At 72.1% G+C, this 12,765-nt stretch carries 10 protein-coding genes; all 10 read right to left on the bottom strand.

The features are described from left to right. Positions 1–53 precede the first annotated feature (53 nt). The 10 genes from PSQ21_RS09095 to PSQ21_RS09050 all read right to left on the bottom strand — a co-directional run bounded on the left by PSQ21_RS09095 (position 54) and on the right by PSQ21_RS09050 (position 12,518). Complete coding sequence (locus tag PSQ21_RS09095; protein ID WP_274029938.1) at positions 54–2,033, bottom strand: GH39 family glycosyl hydrolase; 1,980 nt, start codon at positions 2,031–2,033, stop codon at positions 54–56. Between the two features lie 81 nt (positions 2,034–2,114). Then, positions 2,115–2,882, bottom strand: a complete 768-nt coding sequence (locus PSQ21_RS09090) for a ribonuclease activity regulator RraA (RefSeq protein ID WP_274029937.1) — start codon at positions 2,880–2,882, stop codon at positions 2,115–2,117. Next, positions 2,879–3,823, bottom strand: a complete 945-nt coding sequence (locus PSQ21_RS09085; RefSeq protein WP_274029936.1) for an SDR family NAD(P)-dependent oxidoreductase — start codon at positions 3,821–3,823, stop codon at positions 2,879–2,881. Before PSQ21_RS09085 ends, PSQ21_RS09090 begins: the two co-directional genes overlap by 4 nt. Then, entirely contained in the window at positions 3,820–4,983 is a 1,164-nt protein-coding gene (locus PSQ21_RS09080; protein WP_274029935.1) for a mandelate racemase/muconate lactonizing enzyme family protein, read from the bottom strand. Before PSQ21_RS09080 ends, PSQ21_RS09085 begins: the two co-directional genes overlap by 4 nt. Further along, positions 4,971–6,848, bottom strand: coding sequence for an ABC transporter ATP-binding protein (locus tag PSQ21_RS09075; protein WP_274029934.1), 1,878 nt, complete (start codon positions 6,846–6,848; stop codon positions 4,971–4,973). Before PSQ21_RS09075 ends, PSQ21_RS09080 begins: the two co-directional genes overlap by 13 nt. 4 nt (positions 6,849–6,852) lie before the next feature. Beyond that, a complete protein-coding gene (locus PSQ21_RS09070; protein ID WP_274029933.1) occupies positions 6,853–8,463 on the bottom strand; it encodes an ABC transporter substrate-binding protein in 1,611 nt (536 codons plus the stop codon). A 320-nt stretch (positions 8,464–8,783) separates the two neighbouring features. Then, positions 8,784–9,656 (bottom strand): ABC transporter permease, encoded by an 873-nt coding sequence (locus PSQ21_RS09065; RefSeq protein WP_274029932.1) that lies wholly within the window; start codon positions 9,654–9,656, stop codon positions 8,784–8,786. Between the two features lie 11 nt (positions 9,657–9,667). Further along, positions 9,668–10,609, bottom strand: coding sequence for an ABC transporter permease (locus tag PSQ21_RS09060; protein WP_274029931.1), 942 nt, complete (start codon positions 10,607–10,609; stop codon positions 9,668–9,670). Then, complete coding sequence (locus PSQ21_RS09055; RefSeq protein WP_274029930.1) at positions 10,606–11,811, bottom strand: hypothetical protein; 1,206 nt, start codon at positions 11,809–11,811, stop codon at positions 10,606–10,608. The genes PSQ21_RS09060 and PSQ21_RS09055 overlap by 4 nt, the downstream gene beginning before the upstream one ends. Beyond that, positions 11,808–12,518 (bottom strand): GntR family transcriptional regulator, encoded by a 711-nt coding sequence (locus PSQ21_RS09050; RefSeq protein ID WP_274029929.1) that lies wholly within the window; start codon positions 12,516–12,518, stop codon positions 11,808–11,810. The genes PSQ21_RS09055 and PSQ21_RS09050 overlap by 4 nt, the downstream gene beginning before the upstream one ends. Between the last annotated feature and the right edge of the window lie 247 nt (positions 12,519–12,765).

Here is a 12,765-nt window from a genome sequence, read left to right as displayed (position 1 = left end):
TGCCTCCTGGGCCGGTCCCGCCCCGGCGGTGCCGGGGCGGGACCGGCAGGGCACTAGAACTTGACGGTGGAGCGGTCCGCGATCAGGACGGGCGAGTCGTACACCGGAATGTCCTTGAAGGTGTACGTGCCGCCCTGCGCCGACCAGTTGGCGGCCGGGATGTCGTGGATGGCGCCCGTGCGTACGTCGATGTACACCGGGTCGGAGAAGTCACCACCGGTGAAGGTGAGATCCGTGGACGTGCGGTTTCTGGACTCGGAGGGCTTGCCCGCACCGGACCACACGCCGACGACCTGGCGGCCGCTGGTGCGGTCGGCGAAGGCCTGAACGGTCAGCGACGTGCTGGGCGTGGCACTCCAGCCGTAGCCGGGCAGCGGCTTCAGCCTGCTGTCGAAGACCGACGCCAGGGCCTGCACGGCGTAGAACGACTGCTTCGCGTAGCGGATCGACTTGTCCGTGTTGGTCTGGAGCAGGCCCTTGCTGTTGACCTTCCCCGGGTAGTGCAGGTCGGAGATGCTGAAGACGGAGGTACTGATGTCCCGGCCCAGGTCGTTGAGGACCCGGCGCAGGAACCACTTCGACTGGCTCAGCTCCGTCCAGTCCAGGTCACCCAGCGCACCGAAGCTGCCCGGGGTGCTGGGCGCGCCGTTCTCCCCCTGCCGGATCACCGCACCGGGCGCGTACTGGTCGACCAGCGCCTTCAACTTCGCGACCTGCTGGTACGTCCAGACGTCGTCCGGGTTGGCGTTGTACGGGTGGTAGCTGAAGCCGCCCAGCAGCTCGGACTTGCCCTTCTGGGAGAGCAGCGTCAGGAAGTCCTTGGCGTACGGGACGTCGATCCCCGCCTCCTGTCCGTAGATCACCGCGCCGGGCTGCGCGGCGCGCACCAGGCCGGCCGTACGGATGTAGAAGTCGGTGTAGTCGGCGACCGGGATACCGGCGAGGTTGGGCTCGTTCCAGACCTCCCACTCGGTGACCCGGTCCTTGTACCGGTTCACCATCGCCTTCACCCAGGCGTCCCACGCCTTCAGGCCCTCGGCGGAGGAGGGCAGTTCACCGCCGAGGCCGCCACCGCCGCCCCCGCTGTAGATCCTGTTGCCGTACGACAGCTGGATCCACGGCTTGAGACCTTTCGCACGGGCGTCATCGACGATCTTGTCCAGCCAGGTCCAGTCGTAGACGCCCTTGGTCTTCTCGGTCTTGGCCCAGCCGCCCTGGAGGCGCACCCCGGTCGCGCCGAGCTTGCCGAGGTACGGGGAGAACGCCTGGTGGCTGGCGTAGTCCCGGTCCAGGGTCTCGGCGCCGACCAGCAGGTTGGAGGTGCCGATCTGGAGGGCGGGTCGCGGGCCGACCTGTCCGAGGTAGGGCCAGCCCTGCGGCCCGGACTCGGTGGTGACGCGTACGTCGTCCAGCCAGGCGGTGCCGGTGTCGGCGGTGGAGACACCGGCTTGGAGCCCGCCCAGGGACGTGGTGGCGGTGCGGAACGCCAGACGCCTCGCCGTGCGGGAGCCGTCGATGTAGACGTCGGCGGTGCCCGAGGAGGGGTCGGCGACGACACGGATGTCGTACCAGCGGCCGGCCGTGTAGGCGCCGAGGTCGACACGCCCGCTGCCGTCGTACGTGAAGAGGCGCCCGTCGGCACCCATGGCGACGGTGACGTTGTGGCCGCCCGCACCGTCGAGGTGCACACCGACCGTCGCGGAGGTCTGCGCGGCGCGCAGCCGGAAACCCGCGACGACCATCGAGGCCGTCGTGCCGAAGGAGGCGCGCGCGGTGACGGGCGCGCCGGTGGAGGTGTCGCGCAGCCGCAGACTGCGGTCGACGGTGCCGGGCACGTCCTGCACGGTGGCGTCACCGGCCGCTCCGGTCACGGACCAGCCGGAGGGTGTCGTGCCGACGGCGGTGGAGTCGAAGTCGCCGGTCAGATCGGCGGCCGTGGCCGGGGCCGCCGTCGCGACGGATATCAGACCGGCGACGAGGGAGGCCGCGATCAAGGCCGCGGAGGGGCGCCTGAGGGAGGGAGAGTTGACCATCGTGTTCCTGCCTTCTTTTTTGGAGGCTGGTAATGCCCTGCGGCGGGCCCGCCCCGCCGCAGGAGTGGGGAGGGGCGAGGGTCAGCCCTGCGGCTGCGGCTGAACCCGCGCCGAGGGCTGCGCGGCGGTCGCGAGACGGCTCTCCTCGTACGCGCGCAGCGTTTCCTCGTCCGCCGGGTAGGTGCCGCGCAGGGGGGCGCCGGCCAGGACGCGCTCGGTGAGGAACGCCTCCAGGCGCTCCTGCTCCCGAGCCTGACGGGCGACCACCGGCACGAGATGGCGCGGTACGCAGACCACGCCGTCGCGGTCGCCGACCAGGACGTCCCCCGGGTAGACGGCGACGCCCGCGCAGCCGACCGGGACCTGGGTGTCGACCGCGTGGTGCTGGGCGAGATTGGTCATCGCGGCGGCACCGGCCGCGTACACCGGCAGCGGCAGCCTGCTGATCTCCTCGATGTCGCGCAGCGTGCCGTCCGTGACCAGACCGGCCGCGCCGCGCACCGACAGCCGGGACAGCAGGATGTTGCCGGCCGAGGCGGCGCGGCCCTCGCCACGGCAGTCCACGACCAGGACCTGGCCGGGGCCGGCCTGCTCGATCGCGGCGCGCTGCGGATGGTCGTAGTCGTCGAAGACATCGAGGGTGTCGATGTCCTCGCGCGCCGGGATGTAGCGCAGCGTGAACGCCTCGCCCACCATGCGCGGCTGGTCGCCGGTCACCCGGCCGAGCCCGGCGAGGAAGGTGTTGCGCAGGCCCAGCTTGAACAGCTGGGTGGTGAGGGTCGCGGTGCTGGCCTCACGGAGCGCGGCCAGGTCGTCGGGGTTCAGCGGTGCCTGGGGCGTCTCGGTCATGATGCGGTTCCTTGCGGCCGGCCGGCGCCGAGGGGCGCCGGGGTGGTGGTGGCGGGGGAGTCGAGGGACGGGTCGGTGCCCGGGGGCCGGATCTGGGCGGTCAGACCGCCGTCGACGGTGAGCACCTGGCCGGTGATGAAGGAGGCGTCGGCGGAGGCGAGGAAGGCGACCGCCGCCGCGACATCGGCACCGTCGCCCATCCGGCCGAGCGGCACCGGCCGGATACGGGCGCTCTTCTGCGCGGCGTCCAGCAGCTCGTACCGGTCGTTGATGACGGGGCCGGGCGCGACGGCGTTGACGCGGATGCCGAGCGGTGCGAGTTCCAGGGCGGTGGCCCTGGTGGTGGCCTCTACGGCTCCCTTGGAGGCGTCGTAGGCGACGGCCGCGCGGTGGGCGCGGGTCGCGCCGACGGAGGAGATGTTGACGACGGCGCCTCCGGCCCGCATGACCCGGGCGGCGGCGACCGTGCACAGGAAGGTGCCGCGCGCGTTGACCGCGAAGCTGCGGTCCCAGTCCGCCGGGTCCAGGTCGAGGAGGCCGCCGCGGCCGACCATGGCGGCGGCGGCGTTGTTGACGACCACGTCCAGGCCGCCGAGCTCCGCCACGGCGCGGGCGACGAACGCGTCGACCTGCGCGGGGTCCGACACGTCGCCGGGACAGGCGACGGCACGCGCCCCGCCGTCCCGCAGCGCGGCCGCCGCCGCCTCGGCCTCCTCCGGGTCAGGTCCGTTGACCGCGATCGCGGCGCCCTCCTCGGCCAGTCGTACGGCGATGGCGAGGCCGATGTTGCGGGCGCCGCCGGTGACGAGGGCCACACGGCCGGTGAAACGGCGGCCGGGAGAGGCGGGGACCGTGTCGGCGGGGCCGCGGGACCCGCCTGGCGGAGCCGCGGGGTCCCGGGCCGGGCCCGTACCGCCGGTGCTGTCCGAACCGCCCGTCATCGCTGCGTCTCCTGACGGTCCACCACGGCCGCCGCGCTGGTCGACGCCCAGGTCAGCGGGGACGCCGACGCCTTGACCAGCTCCGGGTCGAGGGTCATGCCGAGGCCGGGGCCGGACGGCACGTGCAGCCTGCCGTCGATGTAGCGCACCGGGTCGGTCACCACGTCGCGGGTGTAGAGCAGCGGGCCCACCGGGTCGCTGGGCTCGGTGACCGGCGGCATCGCCATGGCGATGTGGGCGGCGGCTGCCGTACCGATGGACAGTTCCTGGGTGGTGCCCACCAGGCAGGTCTTCCCGGCGGCCTCGGCGATCGAGAAGATCCGCCGGGCCGGGGTGATCCCGCCGATCGCGATGACGCTCACGTTGAACACGTCGACCGCGTCCGCGGCGACCAGGTCAAGTGCCCAGCGGAAGCCGTAGACGTGCTCGCTGATGGGGACGGCGAGCCGGTTGCGGGCGTACACGAGGCCTCGTACGTCGTGGTTGGGGGCCGGGGCCTCGACCAGGCCGTAGCCCACGTCGGCGACGCGTTCGGCGAAGTTGCAGGCCGCCTTGGCGTCCAGCAGGTTGGAGAAGTCGAGGGACTTGATGGTGATGCGGTCGCCGAACCGTTCCCGGGCGGTGCGCAGGAAGCGCTCGTCCAGGTCGAGCCGGCGGCCCACGTACACCCGGAAGTACTCGAAACCCTCGGTGAGGCGCCGCTCCACCATGGCGAGGTTGCGTTCGACGTCCTCCTCGCTCTGCTGCCGGAAGACCGGGTAGGCGATCGGCACGGACTCGCGTACCGCGCCGCCCAGCAGGTCGACCACGCGCACGCCGAGCTGCTTGGCCGCGAGGTCCCAGAAGGCGATGTCCACACCGCACTTGATGGCACGGCTCTTGTCGTAGATGTAGCCGGCCTGCGGGAAGTTGGCCTCCAGGCGCCGTTCCACCTCGGTGAGCTGGAGGGCGTCGAGTCCGACGAGGATCTCGTTGAGGGTGGCCTCCAGTTCGGGGACGTCGAAGTGGAAGCGCGGCAGGTGCTGGAGGTCGGACATCTCCCCCACACCCACCAGGGAGTCGTCGTCGGTGTGGAGTTCGACGAGGATGTGGCCGCAGGTGATGCTGTTGTGCCGGGGGGTGTTGATCGAGGTCAGGACGACCCTGGTCACCTTCGCCACTGGGGGCTCCGTTCCTTGTGCGGGGAGTTCGGTGTCGTACGGGAGTGCCGGCCGGGCGCGCTTGCCAGCAGTTCACGGGTGTAGTCGTGGGCGGGATCGGCGTAGATGTCCTCGGCCGGGCCCTCCTCGACGATCCGGCCGTGGCGCATCACGGCGATGCGGTGCGCCACCGAGCGGACCACCGCCAGGTCGTGGGTGATGAAGAGATAGGCCATGCCGTGCTCGGCCTGGAGGGCGGCGAGCAGGTTGAGGACCTGTGCCTGGATCGAGACGTCGAGGGCGCTGACCGCCTCGTCGCAGACGATGAGCCGGGGGCGCAGGGCAAGGGCACGCGCGATGGCGATGCGTTGCCGCTGGCCGCCGGAGAACGCGGCCGGGAAGCGGTCCAGGGCGAAGGAGTCGAGGCCCACGTCCCGCAGCAGCCCGGTCAGCACGCTCTCGCCGGACTCCAGGCCGTGCACCCGCAGGGGTTCCTGGAGGATCTGCCGGACCGTCAGCCGGGGGTCGAGACTGGCGTACGGGTTCTGGAAGACGACCTGCACCTCCCGCTGGAGGCGGCGCAGCTCCGCGGGGCCCGGCCGGGTCACGTCGATGCCGTCGTAGCGGACGGAACCGCCGGACGGCCGCTCCAGGCGCAGCAGCAGTTTGGTCAGGCTGGTCTTGCCCGAACCGGACTCGCCGACCAGCGCCAGCGTCTTCCCCGCCTCCACCCGCAGACTCACGTCCTGGACGGCGTGCACGTGCCCGGTGATCCGGCGCAGCGCCCCGCTCCGGACGGGGTAGCGCAGATCGACGCCGTCGAACTCGGCGATCGGCGCGGCCCCGTCGGACACCGCGCTGACGGGCTCGGGACCGAGCACCGGCAGGGCCCGCCCGGCGGGCAGTTCCACCGGGGCGTCCGCGAAGTGACAGGCGGCCGCGTGGTCGGAGCCGTACACCTTCAGCTCGGGCACGGTCGTCGCGCAGTCGTCCACGGCGACGGGGCAGCGCGGGGCGAAGGAGCAGCCCGTGGCACGGCCCTGCAGCCGCGGCGGCTGCCCCTCCACGGAGACCAGCCGGGTACGGGCGGCCGCGTCGACCCGGGGTGTGGCCGCGAGCAGCGCCTGCGTGTACGGCATGCGCGGGTTCTTCAGCACATGGGCGGCGGGGCCGCTCTCCACGACCCGGCCCGCGTACATCACCGCGACCGTGTCGGCCTGCTCGGCGACCACCCCGAGGTCATGGGTGATCAGGATCAGGCCCATGCCGAGGTCGTCGCAGAGGGAGCGGAGCATCTCCATGATCTCCGCCTGTACGGCGACGTCCAGGGCGGTGGTCGGCTCGTCCGCGATGAGCACCTCGGGCCCGGACGCGATGGCGAGGGCGATGGCGGCGCGCTGCCGCATACCGCCGGACAACTCGTGGGCGTACTGCCGCAGCCTGCTCTCCGGGTCCGGCATCCGCGCCCGCTCCAGCGCCTGAACCGCACGGCGGCGGGCTTCGTCCTTGCCCATCCGTTCATGGGCGCGCACCGCGTCCATGATCTGGGTGCCGGTGGTGAGCAGCGGGTTCAGCGCGGAGCCGGGGTCCTGGAAGACCATGGCCACCCGCCGCCCGCGCACCGACCGCCACTGCTTGGCGTCCAGGGTGCGCAGGTCCTCGCCGTTGAGCCGGATCGCGCCGGTGATGCCGCAGACCGGCTCGGGCGGGTTCAGCCCGAGCAGGCTGAGTGCCGTCACCGTCTTTCCGGACCCGGACTCGCCGACGACGGCCAGCGTCTCGCCCGCCTTCAGGGTGAGGTCGACGCTGTCCACGGCGCGCACGGGCGGGCCGGCCGGGGTGGCGTTGAAGGTGACGCTGAGGTCCTTGATCTCAAGGAGGGACATGGCGTCACGCCCCCAGTTCGGCTTCGGCGAGGCGCCACTGGCCGTCCACGTCCAGCTGGATGCCCTTGAGACGGCTGCTGTGGATGAGAGGGGACTTCGCCTGGTGCAGGAAGACCCAGTAGTTGTTGTCGATGATGCGGCGCTGCGCGTCCGCGTACGCCTTCTTCCGGTCGGGCCGTTCGGCCAACTCGGCGCCGTCGGCGAGGAGCGCGTCGAGGGTGCGGTCGTCGAGGCCGGACCAGTTGTTGGGGCCGTCGCTGGTGAAGTACGGGTCGAAGGAGAGCGACGGGTCCAGGCGCGGTATGTCGATGACCAGCAGCGCCGCGTCGAAGTCCCGCTTCTTCATCCGGTCCAGCATCGTCTGGAACTCCAGGACTTCGGCCTTGGCGGCGAAGCCGGCCTCGGTGAGCTGGCTCTGCAGCAGCTCGGCGATGGTGGGGTCGGGGGCGCGGCGGCGGGCGACCAGGGTGAGCGGAACCTCACCGCGCAGCCCCGCGTCCTTGAGCGCCTTGCGCGCCGTGTCCGCGTCGTGCGGCAGGGGGGCTATGGAGTCGTCGTAGAACCAGTCGGAGGTGGTCGCGAAGGACGGGGCGATGTCGTACTCGTCGCCCGCCGCCGCCTTGCCCACCGAGCGACGGTCGACGGCCTGAGCGAACGCGGCGCGCACCTTCGGGTTCTTGAAGGGGCCCTTGGTGGTGTTGAGGGCGACGTAGTAGGAGCGTCGCACCCCGCCGTCCTTGATGACGACGCGCTTGTCGTCGGCGAGCTGCTTGTACTCCTCCGGGGGCAGGGCGCGCACCAGTTGGACGCCGCCGGTGGAGAGTTCGGCGCGCAGCACCTTGGCCTCGGTGACGAAGCGCAGGACGACCTTCTCGAGCTTGGGCAGGCTGCTGCCGTCGGAGGCCTTCGCCCAGTACGTGGCGTTGCGCTCGGCGGTCAGCTGCACCTTGGAACGCCACACCGAGAAGGTGAAGGGGCCGGTGCCCACGGGGTGGCGGCTGAAGTCCTTGCCGTACTTCTTCAGGGCGGCCGGGGAGGCGATCATGCCCGCCTCGTGCGCCAGGTGGGTGAGCAGCAGCGGGTCCGGTGACTTCAGCCTCAGCTTGACGGTCCTGGCGTCGGGTGCCTCGACGGAGGCGACCTTGGCGAGCGCGGCGGCCTTGGTGGAGAGCGTCTCGGGGTCCATCACTCGGCGCAGGTTGTGGACCACGGCCTCGGCGTCGCAGTCGGTGTCGTCGTGGAACTTCACTCCGTCGCGCAGCGTGAAGGTGACCTCCTTGTCGGTCTGCTCCCACGTGGTGGCGAGCGCTGCCTCGAAGGTGCCGTCGGGCCGCTGGCGGACCAGCGCGTCGAAGAAGAGGTTCAGGACATTGCGGTCGGAGGAGATGGCGGCGCTCAGCGCCGGGTCGAGAGTGGCCGGCTCGTTGTCGAAGCCTGCGGTCAGGGTGGCGGACCCGCCGCCGGAGGAGCCCGAGCCGCCGCATCCGGAGAGCGTGGCCAGGGAGGCGGCGGCCGCGGTGGCGGCGGCCCCGGCGAGGACGGTACGGCGTGGCAGCCCTCGTGGGGGGCTGGAGGAGGGAGGCGTGAACCGGGAGGAACGTGAGGAAAGCGACATGATGGGGCACTTTCTGTACGGATCGCGGGTGCGGGATACGGAGCGCCGGGGGGCGGGGGACGCGGGCCCGGCAGGCAGGGAGGGCCGCCGGTGCGGCGTCGTGGGAGGGAACCGTGCGACCGGGTCGTGCCGGAAGGCCATCGGCGAGGGGGCGGGACGCGGGCCGGGGCAGTGCCGGGGCGGCGTCCGGGAGAGGTGTCAGAGATGGGGCCTGCGGCCGGCCGGAGGACGTAAGGGCTGGAGGGCCCGTCGGTCGCGCGGAGACCTGATGTCATCGGACCTGCCGCGACCGGCATCGCGGCGGCCGGAGCCCGGGGGCGTCATCGGGGCGGTGTCAGCTGCGGCCGGTGTGCGTCCAGCGCGTCCCGCAGCGCGTCGGCCAGCATGTTGAACGCGGCCACGGTCAGCAGGATCGCGAGACCGGGGAACACGCTCAGTGACCAGCTGGCGCTGAGATGGTCCGTGCCGGAGGCGACCATCGCGCCCCAGCTGGGCTGCGGCGGCTGCACGCTCAGGCCCAGGAAGCTCAGCGCCGCCTCGGCCATGATCGCCGTGGACACCTGGAGCGCGGCGAACACCAGCAGCGTGCCCGCCAGATGCGGCAGCAGGTGGCGGCGCATGATCGCGGTGTGCGGGACGCCCACGATGCGTGCGGCCGACACCCATTCGCGGGTCCGCAGCGACAGCACCTCGCCCCGGACCACCCGCGCGAAGCGGGGCGTGGTCACCACGGCGATGGCGATGAGCGCGTTACGCAGACCGGGGCCGAGCGCGGCGACAACGGTGAGGGCGAGCACCAGCAGGGGGAAGGCGAGCAGGCCGTCGGACAGTCGCATGATCACGGAGTCCAGCCATCCGCCCCGGTAGCCGGCGATCAGGCCGAGGACCGTACCGGCGATCAGTGCGGCGCCGACGGTGACGGTGGCGACCTCGGTCGTCACCATCGCTCCGGCGACGATGCGGGCGAGGACGTCCCGGCCGAGTTCGTCCGTGCCGAGCCAGTGCTCGGCGCCCGGCCCGGCGAGGAGGTTGCCCGTGTCGGTGGCCCGCATCCGGTCGGTCATGAAGGGCCGGGCCGCTGCCGCCAGTACGAGCAACAGCAGGACGGGCAGGGCGAGCTGGGCGCGGCGGTCACGGCGCAGCCGGTCGAGGACCGGCCGGCGCGGGGCCGGGGCGAGGGTTTCGGTGGCCATTGTCGCTCCTGTCAGTACGTGATGCGCGGGTCGAGCCACGCGTAGACCAGGTCGGCCAGCAGGTTCACCAGAAGGACGAAGACCACGACCATCAGGACCGCGCCCTGCACGACGGGCAGGTCCCGGCTGAAGATGCCGTTGACGATCAGCGTGCCCATGCCGGGCACGGTGAAGACGGTCTCGGTGACCACGGTGGCGCTCATCAGCGCGCCGATCTGGAGCGCCACGACCGTCACGACGGGCACGATCGCGTTGCGCAGGGCGTAGACGCCGACGATCCGGCGGCGGGAGAGGCCGCCGGCCTCGGCGGTGCGGATGTAGTCCTCGTTGAACGCGGCCAGCAGCGCGGCCCGCGTCTGCCGCATGGTGACGGCCGCGATGGTGGAGCCGATCGTCACAGCGGGCAACGCCATGTGCCGCAGGTTCTCCAGGGGGTCCTCGGTGAACGGCACATAGCCGGACGGCGGCAGCACTTTCAGCCACAGCGCGAACACCAGGATGAGCAGCGCGGCCAGGTAGAAGTGCGGAGCCGACAGCGCCACCAGGCCCACGGAGTTCAGGGCCGTGTCGGTGGGCCCACGGCGTTTGACGGCGGCCAGCACGCCGGCCGGGATGCCGATGAACAAGGCGAAGGCCAGAGCGATCAGACCGAGTTCGGCGGTCGCGGCGAACCGGTCGCCCAGTACGGCGCCGATCTTCTCCCCGGTCAGCCAGGAGGCTCCGAGGTCACCGCGGACGATGCCGCCGATCCAGTCGGTGAACTGCTTCCACAGGGGGGCGTCGAGACCGAGTTCGGCGCGCAGTGCCGCTCGGTCGGCGGTGCTGGCCTCCTGGCCGAGGATGTCCACGGTGGGATCACCGGGCATCAGTCGCAGGAGGAGGAAGAGCACCAACGATACCACGAGCACGACGGGTATCAGTTGGAGTAGTCGGCGGATCAGGTATCCGGTCATCGAGCCGGCTCCGTTTGTCTGTGGGGTGGGCTGTGGTGGGGCGCCGGGTCCTCGCCCGCAGAGGCACGCGGCAGACGGCGGAGCCAGTCGAGCCGATGGGCGGGGGCGAGGTCGTAGGCGTAGAGAACCAGCGCGTTCGCGCCGTGGGTGCGGGCGAGGCGGGCGATGTCGGCAAGCTCCTCCTCACCGCGCGTCTGCGCGGCGCCGAGGTTCCAGCCGGCCGCGAAACGGGTGCCGGTGCGGCTCGCGGCGAGCAGGTCCCGCCGCAGGGCGGCACGGTCGCCGCCCAGGTTGGTGACGGTGAGCCCGCCCGCCGCCGCGGCGAGCGCGGACAGTTCACCGGTCGACTTCCCGTCGCAGGCGTACGGGTCGGCGGTGGCCCGCACCGACACCGGCAGGCCCCCGGCCGCCTCGGCCGCCGTCCGGACGAGACGGGCGGTGACATCGGCCCGCACCGCGAGCAGCGCGTCATGCAGCTCCTGCCCGAGCGCGGCTGCGCCGTCCTCGGCGATGCCGCCACCCGCTGGGCGGGGGTCATGGAGCTGTGCCAGGACGGCGGCCCGGGTACGGCCCGCCGCCTCGGCGCTGTCCACGCCCGCTTCCAGCAGGCGGGCGGAGCAGGCCGGGCAGAAACACAGCGAGAGCAGCCAGCGGTCCACGGGCCGCAGCGCGGCGCCCGCCTTGTCGTGGGCGCTCGCGTGCTGCCAGCCCAGATAGCCGAAGGCCTCCAGTTCCAGGGCGCTGACCCCGGGCTGAGCGGCGGTCCCGGCGACCAGGTCCCGGGCGTAGCGCACCACGTCCGGCTGGGCCGGGCACAGCGCGTGCCGGTAGGGGTGGCCGAACGCGTTGCGCACGGCCAGTTCGGGACGGGTGGTGGCCGGGGCCGACTGGTGGAGCGCCACCAGCCAGCCCGTCACCGCCACCCCCGAGGCGACCAGCGCCTCGGCGGCCGTCGTCGCGTGATCGCCGTGCACGGGCAGCGCCATGGACGCATGCCCGCCGCCCCCGGTTCGCCCGGTGAACCAGCGGCCTCCGGCGAAGTCCACGACGGCCGCCGGCTCGCTCGTCGTGAGCAGCCAGCGCCCGCCGTGGTAGGCGTACGCCAGCCGGACCCGGTCCACCCCCGCCTCCCGCAGCTGCTCCGCCCGGGCCTGGGGGGCCCGGCGGAACGACAGCGGGTGGGCGAAGAGTTCGGTGTTCACTTCTCGGCCCCGAGCGAACCTGCGATGGTCTGCTGGGCCTTGCGGATGTGGGCGCGGGTCAGGTTCTCGGCGCGGTCGGCGTCGCCCTGTTCCATCGCTTCGAGGATCGCCGCGTGTTCGGCGGCCTCCTCCTCGAAAGTGGCCCGCAGCCGCCAGCCGAGTCCCGCCACGAACGCGGTCAGGTCCTGCAGTTGGTCGAGGAAGGCACACAGGAAGCTGTTGCCGCACGCGGTGTACAGCTCCCGGTGGAAGCGCCGGTTGGCTATGCCGAGGCCCTGGGTCTCCCCGGAGCCGATCAGCGCGGAGGCATCCTCCAGTGCGCGCCGCGCCTGGGCGTAGCGCGTCGCACCGTGCAGCTCGGCTCCGAGCCGTACCGCCTCCGGCTCGGCGGCGCACCGCGCGGTGTACAGCTCCCGGACCAGCTTGTCGTCGGGGCGGCGGACACTCACGCCCTGGTAGGCGTTGATCTCCACCAGGCCGGTCGCCCGCAGTTGCTTGAGGGCCTCACGCACCGGGGTCTTCGAGACGCCGTACGTCTCGGCCAGCTCGCGCTCCACCAGGGCCCTGCCGGGGAGCAGTGCCCCGTCGAGGATCGCCTGGCGCAGGGCGTCGCGAACCCGGTCCGTACGGGAGGCCGGCTGGCCCAGGGGAGGCAGTGCCATCGGGGAGGGCGCGCCGTCCGTTGTCTCGTAATCGATGCTTGGCATGGCGGCATGCTGGTATACCAGCACACCAGAGCGCAACCCTCTGGCATCAGGTTCATGAAAACTGAACGTAACCTGACTGAACGTCAGAAGGTTTACACGGCAACCCGTCTTGCATCTGAAGCCGGGGTCTGCCACCGTCACTGACGCAACTCGCCCCCCACGGAACGATCCGGTGGGTAACGCCGTGGCTGACCAGCCACGTTCATGCGTCGCGCTGTCGTCTCCCGGCCGCCTGCCCCCCGGATGA

Origin of the sequence: Streptomyces sp. MMBL 11-1 (genome assembly GCF_028622875.1) — a bacterium.
Classification (GTDB): domain Bacteria; phylum Actinomycetota; class Actinomycetes; order Streptomycetales; family Streptomycetaceae; genus Streptomyces.
This window is presented reverse-complemented; position numbering and strand designations above follow the sequence as displayed.